16 protein-coding genes are annotated in these 17691 nt (G+C 70.9%); 11 read left to right on the top strand and 5 right to left on the bottom strand.

From position 1 onward, the window contains the following. Positions 1-15: 15 nt before the first annotated feature. Entirely contained in the window at positions 16-588 is a 573-nt protein-coding gene (locus ACFVHK_RS12390; RefSeq protein ID WP_376929055.1) for a peptidoglycan DD-metalloendopeptidase family protein, read from the bottom strand. A 282-nt stretch (positions 589-870) separates the two neighbouring features. Here ACFVHK_RS12390 and rpsB point away from each other — a divergent pair, with 282 nt between their 5' ends. From rpsB to ACFVHK_RS12345, 9 genes are all read left to right on the top strand, one after another. Beyond that, entirely contained in the window at positions 871-1791 is a 921-nt protein-coding gene (gene rpsB, locus ACFVHK_RS12385) for a 30S ribosomal protein S2 (RefSeq protein ID WP_129234788.1), read from the top strand. 45 nt (positions 1792-1836) lie between these two features. After that, positions 1837-2667, top strand: coding sequence for a translation elongation factor Ts (tsf, locus tag ACFVHK_RS12380; RefSeq protein WP_376929054.1), 831 nt, complete (start codon positions 1837-1839; stop codon positions 2665-2667). Between the two features lie 161 nt (positions 2668-2828). Continuing rightward, a complete protein-coding gene (gene pyrH / locus ACFVHK_RS12375; RefSeq protein ID WP_376929053.1) occupies positions 2829-3560 on the top strand; it encodes a UMP kinase in 732 nt (243 codons plus the stop codon). 30 nt (positions 3561-3590) lie between these two features. After that, a complete protein-coding gene (frr, locus tag ACFVHK_RS12370) occupies positions 3591-4145 on the top strand; it encodes a ribosome recycling factor (protein WP_376929052.1) in 555 nt (184 codons plus the stop codon). 8 nt (positions 4146-4153) lie between these two features. Beyond that, positions 4154-5137: a phosphatidate cytidylyltransferase gene (locus ACFVHK_RS12365; protein WP_376929051.1), complete on the top strand. Its 984-nt coding sequence runs from the start codon at positions 4154-4156 to the stop codon at positions 5135-5137. A 41-nt stretch (positions 5138-5178) separates the two neighbouring features. Then, positions 5179-5733, top strand: coding sequence for a DivIVA domain-containing protein (locus tag ACFVHK_RS12360; protein ID WP_376929050.1), 555 nt, complete (start codon positions 5179-5181; stop codon positions 5731-5733). Between the two features lie 50 nt (positions 5734-5783). After that, positions 5784-6551 carry an aggregation-promoting factor C-terminal-like domain-containing protein gene (locus ACFVHK_RS12355; protein ID WP_376929049.1) on the top strand — a complete coding sequence of 256 codons (768 nt, stop codon included), beginning with the start codon at positions 5784-5786 and terminating at the stop codon, positions 6549-6551. Positions 6552-6595: 44 nt separating this feature from the next. Then, positions 6596-6904: a hypothetical protein gene (locus tag ACFVHK_RS12350; RefSeq protein ID WP_376929048.1), complete on the top strand. Its 309-nt coding sequence runs from the start codon at positions 6596-6598 to the stop codon at positions 6902-6904. Between the two features lie 11 nt (positions 6905-6915). Then, positions 6916-7653 (top strand): alpha/beta hydrolase, encoded by a 738-nt coding sequence (locus ACFVHK_RS12345; protein WP_376929125.1) that lies wholly within the window; start codon positions 6916-6918, stop codon positions 7651-7653. Positions 7654-7702: 49 nt separating this feature from the next. Here ACFVHK_RS12345 and ACFVHK_RS12340 read toward each other — a convergent pair whose 3' ends face one another. After that, positions 7703-8767, bottom strand: coding sequence for an AI-2E family transporter (locus tag ACFVHK_RS12340; RefSeq protein WP_129235465.1), 1065 nt, complete (start codon positions 8765-8767; stop codon positions 7703-7705). 23 nt (positions 8768-8790) lie between these two features. Next, positions 8791-10398 carry a DivIVA domain-containing protein gene (locus ACFVHK_RS12335; protein ID WP_376929047.1) on the bottom strand — a complete coding sequence of 536 codons (1608 nt, stop codon included), beginning with the start codon at positions 10396-10398 and terminating at the stop codon, positions 8791-8793. A 193-nt stretch (positions 10399-10591) separates the two neighbouring features. On the opposite strand from ACFVHK_RS12335, the gene ACFVHK_RS12330 reads away from it, so the two are divergent. Together ACFVHK_RS12330 and ACFVHK_RS12325 are read left to right on the top strand one after the other, a co-directional pair. Continuing rightward, on the top strand, positions 10592-12475 hold the full coding sequence (locus tag ACFVHK_RS12330) for a hypothetical protein (protein ID WP_376929046.1): 1884 nt from the start codon (positions 10592-10594) through the stop codon (positions 12473-12475). Continuing rightward, positions 12472-13434, top strand: a complete 963-nt coding sequence (locus ACFVHK_RS12325) for a co-chaperone YbbN (RefSeq protein WP_376929045.1) — start codon at positions 12472-12474, stop codon at positions 13432-13434. Before ACFVHK_RS12330 ends, ACFVHK_RS12325 begins: the two co-directional genes overlap by 4 nt. A gap of 16 nt (positions 13435-13450) precedes the next feature. Here ACFVHK_RS12325 and glgB read toward each other — a convergent pair whose 3' ends face one another. Then, the gene (glgB, locus tag ACFVHK_RS12320; RefSeq protein ID WP_376929044.1) at positions 13451-15658 is read right to left on the bottom strand and encodes a 1,4-alpha-glucan branching protein GlgB; all 2208 of its coding nucleotides are present in this window, start codon (positions 15656-15658) and stop codon (positions 13451-13453) included. Further along, positions 15655-17670: a maltotransferase domain-containing protein gene (locus ACFVHK_RS12315; protein WP_376929043.1), complete on the bottom strand. Its 2016-nt coding sequence runs from the start codon at positions 17668-17670 to the stop codon at positions 15655-15657. Before ACFVHK_RS12315 ends, glgB begins: the two co-directional genes overlap by 4 nt. Between the last annotated feature and the right edge of the window lie 21 nt (positions 17671-17691).

Raw genomic sequence — 17691 nt, 5'->3', positions numbered from 1 at the left:
GTTCGGCGCCTCGCGTCACCCGGCCATGGGGAGGAGCACCGCACGCGGTACACCGCCGAACCAGAGGAGGGGCGAGACGTACTCGCCGTGCACCCGCACGCCGAGATGGACGCATCGGTCGTCGCAGTGACCGCCGGTCGCCACGATCGCCACAGGATCGCCGGCGCGCACCGCTGCACCGGCCGCCACGCCGGCTGCGACCGGCTCGATCGAGCTGACGACGCCTCCGCCGTGATCGATCGAGAGCACGCCCCGCCCGGCGACCGGGCCGGCGTACGACACGACGCCGTTCGCCGGCGCCACGACCGGGTCGCCCGGCAGGGCCGCGACGTCGATCCCGCGGTGCCCAGCCGAGTACGGCGTCGGAGGGGCTCGGAACGGAGCGACGACGACGACCGGCGGTCCGACCGGCCAGGTCCAGCGGTCTGCCGGCCCGGGGACGGTGGCCGCGGCGCGCGCGGTCGGGACCGTCGTCGCGACCGTCGATGCGGACGCGGAGCCGGGCGCCGCCAGGACGAGGACGAGGGCGGCGAGCAGTCCGGCGACGCTCGCTGCGACGGCGGTGCCGGGAACGGGGGAGAGGCGCATGCGTCGACCGTCTCGTGGCCGCATGCGGTCGTCGGCCGCGCGCCCCGCGCCGGTGCGCGGAGGCCGTCGGAAGCCCAGTGGTGAGGAGGGGTCGCCGAGCCGCGCCGTGATAACATGACCGGAGCGCCTCGCCTGTCGGGGCGACTACGCGTGCCCATTCGGCCACCGACTCCACTCAGTCCCGCTCGCAGCTGTCGAAGCTTGAGCCGGCGGAGCCGTGCCGGGCACCAGGGCTTCCGACCGCCGGTCGGAGCGTCAACTGAGAACAGAAGGAGTACGGCCATGGCCGTCGTCACCATTCGCCAGCTGCTCGACAGCGGCGTGCACTTCGGGCACCAGACCCGCCGTTGGAACCCGAAGATGAAGCGGTTCATCTTCACCGAGCGTTCCGGCATCTACATCATCGACCTCCAGCAGTCGCTGGCCTACATCGACAAGGCGTACGACTTCGTCAAGGAGACGGTCGCCCACGGCGGCACCATCCTCTTCGTCGGCACCAAGAAGCAGGCGCAGGAGTCGATCGCCGAGCAGGCGACCCGCGTCGGCCAGCCGTACGTCAACCAGCGTTGGCTCGGCGGCCTCCTCACCAACTTCTCGACGGTCTCCAAGCGCCTCGCGCGCATGAAGGAGCTCGAGGAGCTGGACTTCGAGGGCACGACCTCGGGCTTCACCAAGAAGGAGCTCCTCCTCAAGAAGCGCGAGCTCGACAAGCTGCACAAGTCGCTCGGCGGCATCCGCAACCTCTCGAAGACGCCGTCGGCGCTCTGGGTCGTGGACACCAAGAAGGAGCACCTCGCGATCGACGAGGCCAAGAAGCTCGGCATCCCCGTCATCGGCATCCTCGACACCAACTGCGACCCCGACGAGGTCCAGTACCCGATCCCGGGCAACGACGACGCGATCCGCTCGGTGAGCCTGCTCACCCGCATCATCGCCGACGCGGCCGCCGAGGGTCTCATCCAGCGCCACCAGAAGCCCGAAGAGGGCGAAGAGGCCGAGCCGCTCGCCGAGTGGGAGCAGGAGCTCCTCAAGGCCGGTTCTGAGACCACCCCGGAGCAGGCCTCCGCCGAGACCGAGAAGGTCGCGGAGTCGGAGTCCGAGGCGAAGGCCGAGGCCGCGGAGGTCGTCGACGAGGCGGCGACCGAGGTCGCCGCGACCGAGTCCGAGGCCGACGCCACGGCCGCCGCTGCTGCCGCCGAGTAACGCGGCACCCCCACCCACTCCGAAACGACAGGGAGTCCATTCCACATGGCCAACGTCAGCATCGCCGACATCAAGGCGCTCCGCGAGCAGCTCGGGACCGGCATGACCGACACCAAGAACGCGCTCGTCGAGGCCGACGGCGACATCGAGAAGGCGACGGAGATCCTCCGTCTGAAGGGCGCCAAGGGCAACGCCAAGCGCGCCGACCGCTCGACCTCCGAGGGCCTCGTGGCCGCCGCCGAGAACGGCGACGGCACCGCGACCCTCATCGAGCTCGCCTGCGAGACCGACTTCGTCGCCAAGGGCGACAAGTTCGTCGGCCTCGCCGACCGCGTGCTCGCGGCCGTCGCCGCGAGCCGTGCCGAGACCGTCGAGGCCGCCCTGGCCGCGCCGGCCGAGGCCGGGACCGTCGGCGAGCTCATCGACGGCGAGGCCGCGATCCTCGGTGAGAAGGTCGAGCTCCGCCGCGTCCGCCTCGTCAAGGGCGAGCACTTCTCGATCTACCTCCACAAGACCTCGAAGGACCTGCCCCCGCAGGTCGGCGTGGTCCTCGGCTACGCGGGCGACGACGCGGAGACTGCGCGCTCGATCGCACAGCACATCTCGTTCGCCGCGCCGGAGTACCTCACCCGTGAGGACGTCCCGGCCGAGGCCGTCGAGAAGGAGCGCGCACTCGTCGAGCAGATCACGCGCGAGGAGGGCAAGCCCGAGGCCGCCCTCCCGAAGATCGTCGAGGGTCGCCTCGGCGCGTTCTTCAAGCAGGTCGCGCTGCTCGAGCAGGACTACGCCAAGGACAACAAGCTGTCCGTCGGCAAGGTCGTGCAGGACGCCGGCGTGACCGTGAGCGACTTCGCTCGCTTCAAGGTCGGCGCGTAACACGTGACAGGGGAGTCCGGACCGCATCCCGCGGTCCGGGCTCCTTTGCTGTGTCCGGATGCCGCGGCGACGCGCATCGGCCGCGGCGCGGTCCCGCCTGCACTGCGGCGCGGGCCCGGAACCACTAGTTTTGACTCCCAGAGGGGAAGGATCGGTCGGGGATGACGGAACACACGCGCAGGGTGCTGCTCAAGCTGTCGGGCGAGGCGTTCGGCGGCGGCGCACTCGGAGTCAACCCCGATGTCGTCAGTTCGCTGGCGCGCGAGATCGCCGATGCCGCTCGCACGGTCGAGGTCGCGATCGTCGTCGGCGGCGGCAACTTCTTCCGCGGCGCCGAGTTGAGCCAGCGCGGCATGGATCGTGGACGCGCCGACTACATGGGCATGCTCGGCACCGTGATGAACTCGCTCGCCCTCCAGGACTTCCTCGAGCAGGCGGGGGCCGAGACGCGGGTCCAGTCCGCGATCTCGATGACGCAGGTCGCCGAGCCCTACATCCCCCGGCGAGCCGAGCGGCACCTCGAGAAGGGTCGGGTCGTCATCTTCGGCGCCGGCGCAGGACTGCCGTACTTCTCCACCGACACCGTCGCCGCGCAGCGCGCACTGGAGATCGGCGCCGAGGTCGTGCTCGTCGCGAAGAACGGCGTCGACGGGGTCTACTCCGACGACCCGCGCACGAATCCCGACGCCCACAAGATCGACCGGATCAGCTACCAGGAGGCGCTGCAGCGCGGCCTCAAGGTCGTCGACTCGACCGCGTTCAGCCTCTGCATGGACAACGGCATGCCGATGCAGGTCTTCGGCATGGAGCCTGCGGGCAACGTGACGACGGCGATCCTCGGCGCCGACCTCGGCACCATCGTGAGCAACGGCGAGCCGACCGCCGATCGATAGACTGTCCCGAGCCCGAGAGAAGGAGTCCCCGTGATCGCGGATGTACTGTCCGAAGCAAGTGCACGCATGCAGAAGGCCGTGGAGGTCGCCAAGGACGACTTCGCCTCCGTCCGCACCGGCCGCGCCAACCCGCAGCTCTTCCAGAAGATCATGGTGAGCTACTACGGCACGCCGACGCCGCTCGCCCAGCTCGCCTCGCTCGCGAACCCCGAGGCGCGCACGCTCGTCGTGACGCCCTACGACAAGTCCGCGATGAAGGACATCGAGCAGGCCATCCGCGACACGCCGAACCTCGGTGCGAACCCGTCGAACGACGGCAACATCATCCGCGTCACCCTCCCCGAGCTGACCGAGGAGCGCCGCAAGGAGTTCGTCAAGATCGTGCGTTCGAAGGCCGAGGACGCGCGGGTGTCGGTCCGCAACATCCGTCGCAAGGCGAAGGACGACCTCGAGGCGCTCAAGGGCGAGGTCGGCGACGACGAGGTGGGACGCGGCGAGAAGGAACTCGAGCACGTCACCAAGGCCCACGTCGACCAGATCGACGAGGCGCTGAAGCGCAAGGAAGCCGAACTCCTCGAGGTCTGAGGCACACCATGACGGGCGTCCCTGATGGGGAACGGTCGGACGCCGACGACCAGCGGCATTCGACGCGCGACGAGCTCCGCGCGCAGATGCATGCGCGACGGGTGGATCTCGAGCGCCAGTTCGAGGCGTCGCGGGCGCAGTTCGACGAGGCTCAGGAGCGCATCAACGCCCGCACCGGGAGGAACCTGCTGCTCGCCATCCTGATCGGCCTCGCGTTCGGCGGCACGCTGCTGCTCAGCCTCCTGGTGTTCAAGGAGCTGTTCATGGTGTTCGCGGTCGTCCTGGCCGGATTCTCCAGCTCCGAGCTCGCAGCCGCGTTGAAGCACGGCGGGTACCGGGTCCCGCGCATCCCGACGGTGGCGGCGGCGGTCGTGACCGTGCCCGTCGCGTACTACGGCGGGCCCGCCGGGCAGCTCGCAGCGGTCCTCATCGGGATGGCGCTCGTCGTGCTCTGGCGACTCGCGCAGCAGGCTTCGGCGAGCGTCCGTGCCGAGACGTCGGGACTCGCGCGCGACCTCGGCGCCGGGATCTTCGTGCAGGGGTACGTCACCTTCCTCGCCACGTTCGCGGTCGTGCTCACCGCCGCCGACGGCGGCCAGTGGTGGACCTTGGCCTTCATCATCACCGCCGTCGCCGCCGACACCGGCGCGTACGCCTCCGGCCTCGCCTTCGGCAGGCACCCGATGGCTCCCGTCATCAGCCCGAAGAAGACGTGGGAGGGATTCGCCGGGGGCGCGCTCGCGAGCCTGATCGCGGGCGTCCTGCTCGCACTCTTCATGCTCGGGCAACCCTGGTGGTTCGGCCTGGTCTTCGGCGCGGCGATCTTCCTGACGGCGACCCTGGGCGACCTCGCCGAGTCGCTCATCAAGCGCGACCTCGGCATCAAGGACATGAGCTCGTGGCTGCCCGGGCACGGCGGGTTCCTCGATCGACTCGACTCGATCCTGCCGTCCGCGGCGGTCGCATTCGTCGCGTTCCAGATCTTCGCCTGACCGTGCGCGAGGAACGGGTGCTCGTGCGCGATACTGGTGCGGTGGATGCCACGTTCCCCCGGGCCCGCAGGAATCAGCTGGGCTACAAGACCACCGAGGTCGAGGACTTCCTCCAACGCGCCCGCCGCGCCTACGACGGCCGGCCCGAGGCCGAAGACCAGGGTCTCGATGCCGAGCGCATCCGCCTGACCGCGTTCTCGATGCAGAAGGGCGGCTACTCGACCTCGCACGTCGATGCGGCCATGGAGCGCCTGGAGGACGCCTTCGCGTTCCGCGAGCGGCAGATCGCCTCGCGGCTGCACGGCGACGAGGCGTGGCTCGCCGAGGCGCGCACCACGGCCCAGGTGGTCGCGAACCGACTCGCGCGGCCCGAGGGCGTCCGATTCGACCGTGTCAGCTGGCTCGCCGTCGGCTACGACGTGCGAGAGGTGGACGCGTTCGCCGATCGACTCACCCGGTACTTCCGGGACGGGTGGCCGATCGCGATCGACGACGTGCGCGCGGTCGTCTTCTCCGCCCAGCGCGGCGGCTATCGCGAGGCGCAGGTCGACCTGGTCCTCGATGCCGTCGTCGACGTGATGCTCGCGGTCCGGTGAGCGGCTCGGGGTTCGACCGGGGGGACTCCCTCCGTTACACTCATCCAATCGTGGGCAGGCATACGGATGAGTACGACGACATGCCGATGGATGCCGTCCGCGAGCGCTGGGCACGTGCCGACGCCGCTGCCGAGGTGCGATCCCGCCGGCCGCACCAGACCGAGCGCCGGGTGCGGCCCGCATCGCCGGTCGAGACGGCCATGGCCACCAAGCCGGCGCAGCGAGCGAGCGTGACGGGTCCCGTCAAGCAGGCGGCGACCGTGGTGTTCGCGTTCGCGGCATCCGTCGGCTTCCTGCTCGTCAACGTCGTCGACCCCTACTCGGGCGCGACGGCGACCTCGACCTACGTCCCGGTCGACCGCTTCGGGGGCGAATCCACGCAGGAGGTCGAGCTCGCCGACGGGTACTCCTCGCTCGCGGTGGCATCCGAGGGGTACGTCGTCGAGGCGAAGCCCGACGAGCCCGAGCCGCCTGCGGCCTCCGCGGGCTGGGCGCCGCCTGCGGTGGTCCCCGATCCGGGCAGCGCGCAGGCCTACGGCGCGCAGGCGGTCGCCGCGCGCGGCTGGCCGACGGCCGAGTTCGACTGCCTCGTCGCGCTGTGGAACAAGGAATCCGGATGGCGCGTGAACGCCTACAACGCCTCGAGCGGGGCCTACGGCATCCCCCAGGCACTCCCGGGGTCGAAGATGGCGACCGCCGGAGCCGACTGGGCGACGAACCCTGCCACGCAGATCGAATGGGGCCTCGGCTACATCCAGGCTCGTTACGGCACCCCCTGCGGCGCGTGGGCGCACTCGCAGAGCGTCGGCTGGTACTGACCGCTCGCCCCGCCCGAATCCGCCCCCGACCGTAGACTGGACCGATGGCCCGCTCGCACCGCTCCCGTGGTCGCGCCGCGAAGGCGCGTGAGCCGCACCCCGAGCTCGATGTCGCGCGCATGACGGCCGGCTGGCGCCGCACCGAGGTTCGTGCCGGGCGCGAATGGAACGTGCAGCCCGTGTCGGAGGCGCAGGCGGTGAAGGCCTACCTCTGCCCGGGCTGCGGGCTCGAGATCGACCCCGGTGTCGCGCACCTCGTCACCTGGCGTGCCGACGGAGTGCTGGGCGACGCGGCCGACCTGGCCTCGCGCCGACACTGGCACACCCACTGCTGGAGGATCGGACCCCTGTGACCGACGACACCATGACCGAGATCCGCGCCGGAGCCCTGCTGCCGGCGCATCGCGAGGAGATCGAACTGCGCACCGACGACGGGCTCCGCCTCGTCGGGGAGCTCGCGACGCCGCTCGACCGGGCGCCCGTGGCGACCCTCGTGACGCTGCATCCGCTGCCCACCGCGGGCGGCTTCATGGACTCGCACATCCTGCGCAAGGCCGCGGCCCGCCTGCCCGCGCTCGCGGGTCTCGCGGTGCTCCGCTTCAACACGCGCGGCACCAGTTCGGTCCGTGGCACGAGCGAGGGCGAGTTCGGCCACGGCGTCAGCGAGCGAGCGGATGTCGCGGCCGCGATGCGCTTCGTCGCCGAGCGCGGGCTGCCGAACCCGTGGCTCGTCGGGTGGTCGTTCGGGACCGAGCTCGCGCTGAAGTACGGCCTCGAGCACGGCATCGCCGGCGCGATCCTGCTCTCGCCGCCGCTGCATCGCACGAGCGACGAGGAGCTCGCGCGCTGGCGTTCGGCGCCGGTCCCCGTCGTCGCGCTGATCCCCGAGCACGACGATTTCCTCAAGCCGGCAGAGGCGGCCGAGCGCTTCGCCGGCCTGCCGAACCTGACGCGCATCGACGTCGAGGGCGGCAAGCACCTGTGGGTGGGGGAGTCCCAGACGCGGCGCGTGCTGGAGGAGATCGTGCGCGCCGTGAACCCTGCGGCGTCCCCGTTGCCGACGCAATGGCCCGCGGCATCCGTTTCGACACCCGATGCCTGACGCGGAGCGCCGCGACGCGGTGACGACGCCTCGGGCGGGCTGAGCCGCCTCAGCGCTCGTTCTGGCGCGGGATCACGACCTGCTTGATGATGAGCAGGATCGCTGCGGCGATGGGGATCGCCACGAGCGCCCCGAGGATGCCGAGCAGCGCGCCGCCCGCGAGTGCGGCGACCACCACGAGCGCCCCCGGCACCTTCACCGCGCGGCTCATGATGCGCGGAGAGAGCACGTACGCCTCGAGCTGCATGTAGATCAGGTAGTAGATGGCGGCGACGAGCGCCGTGAGCGGAGAGCCGAGGCCCGGGATCAGGCAGAGCAGCACGATGATCACCGATCCCGTGAGCGTGCCGACGAGCGGGACCAGCGAGAACAGGAACGCGATGAAGGCGAGCACCGCGGGGAAGGGCGCGCGGATGATCGAGAGGAACGTGAAGCTCAGGAACCCGTTGACGGCCGCGAGCGAGACCTGCCCGATGACGTATCGTCCGACGGACTGGGTGATCTGCTCGGTCAGGTCGGCGAACCGTGCGCGGCGCGACGCGGGGATGAGCTGGTACGTCGCCCGCTTCATCGCGTCGAGCGACGCGGTGAAGTAGATCGTGAGGACCGCGACGACGATGACGGCGAACACTCCGCCCCCGATCGCGATCGCGACCGCCCACACGCCGCCGAGCAGCTCGCTTAATCGGTTCGGGTTGGTGAAGAAGTCGGTGAGCGCCGCCCCCGCCTGTTCGCTGATCTCCTCGATCAGCAGCAGCGGGAACTGCTCCTGCAGCCAGGCGATCCAGTCGACGCGGTTGATCTGCGCGATGATCGCCGGGATCTGCACGACCAGCTCGGCGACCTGGTCGACGATGATCGGGATCACCGCGATGAGCAACGCGGCGACGACCGCCGCGACTCCTGCGATGACGAGCAGGATGGCGGCCCAACGCGGAAGCCCCCGGCGCTCGAGCCCGCTCACGGCGGGCTCGAGGCCGAGGGCCAGGAACAGTGCTGCTCCGATGTAGGTGAGGATCGTCGACAGGCTCGACACGGCGGACAGGATCACGAGACCCGTGCCGACGCCGAGCGTGCCGACGAGCGCGATGCGGAACGCGTTCTGGATCTTCAAATCCCGCGCTCCCTCGTCTCGTGTTACTTGTTCGCCACCTGCTCTGCCTGCGTCAGTACGCCGCGGAGGCTCTCGAAGTACCCGGCGACGGCGTCTCGCTCGATCCTAATCTGGGCGAGGCGATCCTCGGCGTCCGCCACGAGGGCGCGCGTGCGCTCCTCGGCGTCGGCGATGAGCTTGCGTGCCTGGGAGTGCGCCGCGGCGACGCGCTCGCGCGCCTCCTCGTCGGCCTTGTCGCGGGCGTCCGCGATCTCGGTCCGCGCCTCGGTCTCGAGGCGCTCGGCCTCAGCGCGCGCCTCCGCGGTGCGGGCGATCGCCTCGGCGAGCTCGGCGTTGGAGTCCTCGAGGAACTTCTTCGTCTGCTCGGCGGCCTCCTGCTGCGCCGTGAGCAGCTCCTGCTCGGCCTCGTCGCGCTTGGTGGCGAGCTCGGCCTCGAGGTCCATGCGGGCGCGTTCGATCTCGCGACGCATCCGGTCGACCTCGTGCGTGGTCTTCTTCTTCATCGAGGTCAGCTGGTTGTCGAGGTCGATCCGGGCCTGCTCCGCCTCGGCCTCGAAGTCGGCGCGGGCCTGCTCCTGCTCGAGAGCGAGGTCGGCGCGCATCTGCTCGAGCTCCGCGGCGTGCTTGGCGCGAATGCGGTCCAGCTCGTGCTGCAGCTTGAGGCGCGCGGTCTCGGTCTCGCGCTCGAGGTCGACGCCGACCTGCTCGCGCTCCTGCGCGAGCTTGCTCCGTTCCGCCTCGAGCTCCCGGTCGAGGTCGGTTCGCGCCTGCTCGAGCTCGTGCTCGAGCGCGGCGCGACGCTCCTCGATCTCCGCGTCGAGCGCGGCGCGGGCCTCGGAGGAATCGCGCTCGAGGTCGATGCGGGCCTGCTCGGTCTCCTTCGCGAGGTCGATGCGGGCCTGCTCGGTCTCCTTGGCGAGTTCCGCACGCTTCTGGTCGAGCTCGACCGCGACCTCGGCGCGGGTCTGCTCCGTCTCCTCCTGGAGGCCGGCCGCGGCGGCGCGCGCCTCGTTCGCCTCGGTGTTGGCGGCGACGAGCATCTCGGCGGCCTTGCGCTCGGCCTCGGCGACGACCGCCGCCGCCTCGCGCTTCGCGGTCGCCCGGACCTCGGCGGCCTCGGTCGACGCGGTGCCCCGGATCGACGCGGCGTCGCGGTTGGCGTCGTCGCGCACCTGCTCGCTCGACTCGTGCGCGCGGGCGACCATGTCGTCGGCCTCGGCGCGCGCGTTCTCGAGCAGGCGGTTGGCCTGCGCGCGCGCCTCGCTGAGCGTGCGCTCGGCGAGCTCGTGCGCGTCGGAGCGCATGAGGTGCGACTCGTCCTCCGCAGCGCGGCGAAGCTTCTCGGCGTCGATGTCGGCCTGCGCGATGAGGCGGGTCGACTGCTCCTCGGCGACGCGGAGCGTGTTCTCGAGCTTCGTGCCGAGGCCGGAGAACGTCGGGCTGCCGACCTCCTCGAGCTCGGCGGTCAGTTCCTCGATGCGCGCGAGGAGCCGCTTGTTCTCCTTCTGCGCGTCACTGGACGCGTTGTTCGCCGAGATGATCTCGCGGCGGAGCTGGTTGATGCTGCGGTCGACCTCGTCCTTGTCGTATCCGCGGAACACCTGCGTGAACTCGGTCTCTTCGACGGCCAATTCTTCCTCCGGGGTCCGTGTCCCGCGTTGTGGGGGGTTGTGGGGGCGCGCGGGTCGCCTCCGATCATACGGCCAGGAGCCCGACCGCTGGGGGCCCATGTCATCCAGTCACCGGTTAGGAGACTCCCAGACACCGTCGGTAGTGTGGGGTGTCTTTGTCGGATGCCGCCCCCGCGGCCTGGAGGTTAACCGAGTGCGCTTCGTCCTCGCCATTCTGGCGTTCGCTGCTGCCGCCGTGCTGGTCGGCTTCGGCATCGCCCAACGGACCGTCTTCCTCGAGCCGGACAGGGTCTCGCTCGGGACGGTGGTCGAGAACCAGGCCAGTTACACGGTCCTCACGCCCGAGGCCCTCGCCGCGAACCCGGGGAAGCAGACCATCACGGTCTCGGGCGGCGGAGCCGTCTACCTCGCGTACGGGCGCACCGACGACGTCCTCGGCTGGATCGGCGAGGACCCCTACGTCTCGGTCGGGTACGACGGCGAGGCCGGAGAGCTCACCAGCGAGGTGATCGTCGCGCAGCCCGTCGACGACTCCACGCCCGCGACCCCCGCGACCGAGGAGCCCGAGGTCGACGAGGAGTCCGAGGACGCCGAGGCGGAGCCCGACCCCACCGCGTCGCCGGCGGGCAGCGACCTGTGGCTCGACGAGTTCACCGGCGACCGCACGCTGACCACCACGGTCGACGTGCCCGAGGGGATCACGGTCCTGATCTCGTCCGACGGGACGGCCCCGGCGCCCGGTCGCATCGTCGTCGCGTGGCCGCTCGACAACGCCACACCGTGGGCCGGGCCGCTCATCGCCGGAGGTGCCCTCCTGTTCCTCGTCGGCATCGTCCTCGTGATCTCCGGCGTCTTCGCCCACCGCCGTTCCCGCGGGCCGCGCCGCAACCTCCCCAAGGGGCCGAAGGGCAAGCTGATGCGCGCACCCCGGCCGCCGCGGACGCAGCGTGCCGCGCTGGGTTCCGGCGGCTCGGGCCGGTCGACCGGCCGCGCGCGGCGCATCGCGCTCCTGCCGGTGCTCCTGGTTCCGGCCATCGCGCTGTCCGCGTGCTCGGCGGACTACTGGCCCGACCTGACGTCGGCTCCCGAGACGACGGCGCCGGCCACCCCGGTCGAGACCGCCGCCGAGGGAGAGGAGGCCGAGCCGACCGAACCCGCGGCCCCCGAGGTCGTTCCGGCCGTGACGGTGCCCCAGATGGAGCGCATCATGCGGCGCATCGCCGTCTTCACGACAGAGGTCGATGCCGACGCCGACTCGCAGCGGCTCGCCGAGCGGTTCACCGGCCCCGCCCTCGAGGCGAGGAATGCGAACTACGCGATCCGCAAGTCGCTGCCCGACCACGCATCGCTGCCCGCGATCCCCGCCTCGCCGCTGACGCTCACCCTGCCGCAGCAGGTGACGGGCTGGCCGAGGACCGTGCTCACCATCGCGAAGAACAACGACGACGAGACGATCGCGCCGACGGCCCTCGTCCTCCGCCAGGAGTCGCCGCGCGAGAACTACAAGGTCCTGTACGCGACGGCGCTCGTGCCCGACGCGGACGTGCCCGAGGTCGCCCCGGCATCCATCGGCGCACCGCCGATCAACCCCGAGTTCAAGGGCCTCATCATGCCGACGGGGCAGGTCGCCCCGGCCTATGCCGACGTCCTGCTGAAGGGCGACGAGTCGGAGTCCGCGCAGTTCTTCGACCCGGAGGGCGACGTCATCCGCCAGCAGCTCGGCGTCGAGGGTCAGAAGGCCATCGCCGACGACCTGCCCGACACGGCCGACGTGGCATTCTCGAACGCGCCCGGCGACAGTCCCACGGTCGCGCTCGCCACGAACGACTCCGGCGCCCTGGTGACCGTCTCGATCACGCAGACCGAGAAGGTCACGCCGAACGACGGCGGCACGATCGGCTTCAAGGAGGGTCAGCCCGGCGCAGCGCTCTCCGGCTTCGACGAGAAGAGCGCCAAGGGTGTGGAGCGCGAGATCGGCATCCAGCTCATGTTCTACGTGCCCGCGGTCGGATCCGACGAGCAGATCCGCCTGCTGGGCTGGTCCGAATCCCTGATCGGCGCATCGGAGGTCAAGTGACGAACGCGTTCCCACCCCACGAGCCCGCGAGCCTGCGCGGCGCGGTCGACCTGTCCTCGCTCGTCCACCGCGATGAGCGACCGGCGACGGGTGCCCCCGGCGCCGCTCCTGCACCAGGAGGCCCGGGCGGCTACGTCGCGGCCGTCGACGACCAGAGCTTCGGCCAGGTGCTCGAGCTCTCGCGCTCGGTCCCGGTCGTCCTCGCCCTGTGGGCGTCGTGGAGCGAGCAGTCCACCCAGCTCGTCGCGGCCCTCGAGCGACTCGTGAACGCCCGCGAGGGCCGTCTCGTGCTCGCGCCCGCCGACGCGGACCGGAGCCCGCAGCTCGTCCAGGCGCTGCAGGCGCAGGCGATCCCCGCGGTCGTCGCGCTCGTCGCCGGGCAGCCGGTGCCGCTGTTCCAGGGCGTGCAGCCCGACGAGGTCATCGACCAGGTGTTCGACCAGCTCCTCGAGGTCGCCGAACGCAACGGCGTGACCGGCCGGGTGCCGGGCGCCGAGGGCGAGGGCGACGGCGAGGGCGGAGCAGAGGAGCCCGTCGAGGAACCGCTGCCGCCGCTGCACCAGGAGGCGTTCGACGCGATCAGCCGTGGCGACTACGCGGCGGCGGCATCCGCCTACCGCACGGCGATCACGCAGGACCCGCGCGACGACCTCGCGGTCGCCGGACTCGCACAGGCGAACCTGCTCGGGCGCCTGCAGGGAAAGACGCTCGACGAGATCCGGAACCGCGCGGCGACCACGCCGGACGACCTCGACGCCCAGCTCGACGTCGCCGACCTCGACCTCTCCGGCGGCCACGTCGATGACGCGTTCGCGCGGCTGCTCGACCTGTTCCCGACGCTCGACGCCGACGGGAAGAACCGGGTGCGCGAGCGCCTGCTCGAGCAGTTCCAGGTGGTCGGGGTCGAGGACCCGCGCGTCGGCGCGGCACGGCGCCGGCTCGCGATGCTGCTCTACTAGCCGACTCCCGCAGCGGTCACCCCTCGGGCGTGAACCAGAGGGCGCCGAGCGGAGGCAGCGTGAAGACGGCCGAGGCAGGCTTGCCCGCCCACGGCTCGTCGGTCGCATCGACCCCGCCCATGTTGCCGACCCCCGAGCCGCCGAACTCCGCGGCATCCGTGTTCAGCACCTCGCGCCAGCGGCCCGCGAACGGCAGGCCGAGCCGTACCCCGTCATGGGGGTTCCCGGCGAAGTTCACGATGCACAGGAGCGGCCGACGGTCGCGGTCGTACCTGAGGAACGCGATCACGTTCATCTCGGCGGCACCGCCCTCGACCCAGTCGAAGCCCGCCGAGTCGTCGTCGAGCTGCCAGAGGGCGGGCGTCTCGGCGTAGGTGCGGTTCAGCCGGCCGACGAGCTCGGCGAGCTGGCGGTGGCTCGGCTGGTCGAGGATCCACCAGTCGAGGCCGCGTTCCTCGCTCCACTCCGAGAGCTGACCGAACTCCTGCCCCATGAACAGCAGCTGCTTGCCGGGGTGCGCCCACATGTACGCCAGGTAGGCGCGCGTGTTCGCGAGCTGCTGCCAGTGGTCGCCGGGCATCTTGCGCACGAGGGATCCCTTGCCGTGCACGACCTCGTCGTGGCTGATCGGCAGGATGAAGTGCTCGCTGAACGCGTAGAGGAACGAGAACGTGAGCTCGCCGTGGTGGTGCGAGCGGTACATCGGGTCGCGCTGGATGTACTGCAGGGTGTCGTGCATCCAGCCCATGTTCCACTTGTAGCCGAAGCCGAGGCCGCCCGACGAGGTCGTGGCGGTCACGCCCGGCCAGCTCGTCGACTCCTCGGCGATCATGACGATGCCCGGGTTGCGCTTGTAGGCCGTCGCGGTCGCCTCCTGCAGGAAGCCGATCGCCTCCAGGTGCTCGCGACCGCCGTACCAGTTCGGCATCCACTCGCCCTCCTCGCGCGAGTAGTCGAGGTAGAGCATGGATGCCACGGCATCGACCCGCAGGCCGTCGATGTGCATCTCCTCCAGCCAGAACAGCGCGTTCGCGACGAGGAAGTTGCGCACGCGCGGGTTGCCGTAGTCGAAGACGAGCGTGCCCCAGTCCTTCTGCTCTCCGCGGCGCGGGTCGGCGTGCTCGTAGAGCGGTTCGCCGTCGAACCGGGCCAGCGCCCATTCGTCCTTCGGGAAGTGGCCGGGGACCCAGTCCATGATCACGCCGATGCCCGCCTGGTGCAGCCGGTCGATGAGGTACTTCAGGTCGTCGGGAGAGCCGAACCTGCTGGTGATCGCGAAGTAGCCCGTGACCTGGTACCCCCACGAGCCGCCGAACGGATGCTCCGCGAGGGGCATGAACTCGACGTGCGTGTAGCCGAGCCACTGCAGGTACTCGATGAGCTCGTCGGCGACGTCGCGGTAGCCCTTGCCGGGCCGCCACGAGCCGAGGTGCAGCTCGTAGATGCTCATGGGCAGCTCGTGCGGATTGCGGTGCCCGCGCTGCGACATCCACTCGTCGTCGGCCCAGTCGTGGTGGCTCGCATCGACGACCGATGCGGTCGCGGGGGCGACCTCGGCGCGCCGGGCCATCGGGTCGGCCTTCATGATCCACGCGCCGGAGGGGGCGAGCACCTCGAACTTGTACGACGCGCCGGGCTCGACGTCGGGCACGAACAGCTCCCAGATGCCGCTCGAGCCCATGTTCCGCATCGAGTGCCCGATGCCGTCCCAGCGGTTGAAGTCGCCGACCACGCGGACCGCGCTGGCCCGTGGGGCCCAGACCGTGAACGAGACGCCGCGCAGCGGTCCCGTGATCGACGGGAACTCGCGGTGGTGGGCGCCGAGCACGCGCCAGAGCTCCTCGTGCCGCCCCTCCTCGATGAGGTGCAGGTCGAGCTCGCCGATGGTGGGCGCGTACCGGTAGGGGTCGTCGGCGGTCCACTCGGTGCCGTCGTCGTACCGCGCGCGCACGCGGTACCCGGTCGGGCCGAACGCGCCGGCGCCCGCCCACACGCCGTGCCCGACGTGGCCGAGCGGCAGCTCGGTCCCGTCGTCGAGCACTGCGACGACGGACGCGGCGAGCGGTCGCCGCGCGCGGATGACGGTGCGCGCGCCGCCCTCGCCGGGGGCCTGGAAGCCGTGCTGGCCGAGGACCTGGTGCGGATCGTGGTACCGGCCCTCCGCGACGGCGAGCAGCAGCTCGTCGGGCACGGGCGGGGCCTGGACTGGCGTGGTGTCGGTCATTCGGCGCCTCGAATCACTCGGAGGATGTGCACCGGCTGCGTGAAGGCATCCAGTCGGACGTAGTTGTGCTCGCTCCACTCCCAGCGATCGCCGGTCACGAGGTCCTCGACGCCGAACGTCTCGCCGGCAGGCAGGTCGATCGCCGCCAGGTCGAGGTGGACGGTGGTCTCCCGCACCGAATGCGGGTCGACGTTCGCCACGACGAGGATCGTGTCGTGGTCGTCGGGCCGGCGGCCCTCGATGAACCGGCCCTCGAGGTGCTTGGAGTAGACGAGGACCGAGTCGTCGTCGCTGTAGTGGAAGCGGATGTTCCGGAGCTGCGCGAGCGCGGGGTGATCGGCCCGGATGCGGTTGAGGATCCCGAGGTAGAGCGCGAGCGAGGCGCCCTCGGCCTCGGCCTTGGCGAAGTCGCGCGGCTTGAACTCGTACTTCTCGTTGTCGATGGCCTCCTCGGCGCCGGGCCGGGCGACGGACTCGAACAGCTCGAATCCGGCGTAGACGCCCCACGTGGGCGCCGCGGTCGCGGCGATCGTGGCGCGCACGGTGAACGCCGCAGGACCGCCGAACTGGAGGTACTCGGTCAGGATGTCGGGGGTGTTCACGAACAGGTTGGGCCGCATGAAGTCGGCGGTCTCCTGCGACACGCTCGTCAGGAACTCCTCGAGCTCGGCCTTGGTGTTGCGCCACGTGAAGTAGGAGTACGACTGCTGGAAGCCGACCATCGCGAGCGCCTGCATCATGGCCGGCCGCGTGAACGCCTCGGCGAGGAAGACGACGTCGGGATCGGTCGCGTTGATGTCGCCGATGAGCCGCTCCCAGAACATCAGCGGCTTGGTGTGCGGGTTGTCGACGCGGAAGATGCGCACGCCCTGCTTCATCCAGTGCCGCACGATGCGCGTCACCTCGTCGACGAGCCCCTCGAAGTCGTCGTCGAAGTTGACCGGATAGATGTCCTGGTACTTCTTCGGCGGGTTCTCGGCGTACGCGATCGTGCCGTCGGGCAGCGTCGTGAACCACTCGGGGTGCTCGGTCACCCACGGATGGTCGGGCGACGCCTGCAGCGCCAGGTCGAGCGCGATCTCGATGCCGAGCGCGGCGGCCCGGCGCACGAACGCGCGGAAGTCGGCGAGCGATCCCAGCTCGGGGTGGACCGTGTCGTGGCCGCCGGTGGCGGCGCCGATCGCCCACGGCGAGCCGGGGTCGAACGGTCCGGGCGTGAGCGTGTTGTTCGGTCCCTTGCGGAACGCGAAGCCGATCGGATGGATCGGCGGCAGGTAGACCACGTCGAAGCCCATGGCCGCGACGCCGTCGAGTCGTCGCTGCGCCGTGCGGAAGGTGCCCGACTTCCACGAGCCGTCCTTCTTCAGCTGCCGCGCACCCTCGGAACGCGGGAAGAACTCGTACCACGACCCGACTCCGGCGCGTCGCCGCTCGACGAGGATCTCGCGCTCCTCGGAGTCGGTCGCGAAGCGGGAGAGCGGGCGGGAGCGGAACTCCTCGAGCAGCGGGTCCTCGAGCAGGGCGCGGCGGGCGGATGCGTCGGCGTCCGCGTCGCGCAGCGTCGCCGCGTACGCGCGCAGGCGCTTGCGCACCGCGGCGGGACGTTCCGCCTCCTTCGCGGCGCGTTCGGCCAGTCGCGCGCCGATCTCGTACATCAGCTCGACGTCGACGCCCGCGTCGATCTTCAGCTCGGCGTCGTGCACCCACGTGCCGATCTCGTCGCCGAAGCCCGTCACGTGCCAGTGCCAGGTGCCGAGTTCGTCCAGGCGGGCGCGCGCCTCCCAGCCGTCGGTGCCCGGCGCGAGCGGCGACATCCGGTGCCGCGTCTCGACGCCGGACGGGCTCGTCAGTACGAGCATCGCCCCGACGAGGTCGTGCCCCTCGCGGAAGACCGTGGCGCGGAACGGGACCACCTCCCCGGAGAACGCCTTCGGATTCCATCGCGGATCGGGCAAGGAGGGCGTGAGCCGGGTCACGGGGATCCGGCCGGCTCGAACTGCACGGTTCGTCACGTTCCGACCGTAGCGCGGATG

Source organism: Agromyces binzhouensis (genome assembly GCF_042672355.1).
Classification (GTDB): Bacteria; Actinomycetota; Actinomycetes; order Actinomycetales; family Microbacteriaceae; genus Agromyces; species Agromyces binzhouensis.
Note: the sequence above shows the minus strand (reverse complement) of the source record. Positions and strands in the feature narration are given on the sequence as shown.

Coding starts and splice junctions, on each gene's coding strand:
- ACFVHK_RS12390 (WP_376929055.1), bottom strand. CDS start 588: ATGCGCCTCTCCCCCGTTCCCGGCACCGCCGTCGCAGCGAGCGTCGCC.
- rpsB (WP_129234788.1), top strand. CDS start 871: ATGGCCGTCGTCACCATTCGCCAGCTGCTCGACAGCGGCGTGCACTTC.
- tsf (WP_376929054.1), top strand. CDS start 1,837: ATGGCCAACGTCAGCATCGCCGACATCAAGGCGCTCCGCGAGCAGCTC.
- pyrH (WP_376929053.1), top strand. CDS start 2,829: ATGACGGAACACACGCGCAGGGTGCTGCTCAAGCTGTCGGGCGAGGCG.
- ACFVHK_RS12365 (WP_376929051.1), top strand. CDS start 4,154: ATGACGGGCGTCCCTGATGGGGAACGGTCGGACGCCGACGACCAGCGG.
- ACFVHK_RS12350 (WP_376929048.1), top strand. CDS start 6,596: ATGGCCCGCTCGCACCGCTCCCGTGGTCGCGCCGCGAAGGCGCGTGAG.
- ACFVHK_RS12345 (WP_376929125.1), top strand. CDS start 6,916: ATGACCGAGATCCGCGCCGGAGCCCTGCTGCCGGCGCATCGCGAGGAG.
- glgB (WP_376929044.1), bottom strand. CDS start 15,658: ATGACCGACACCACGCCAGTCCAGGCCCCGCCCGTGCCCGACGAGCTG.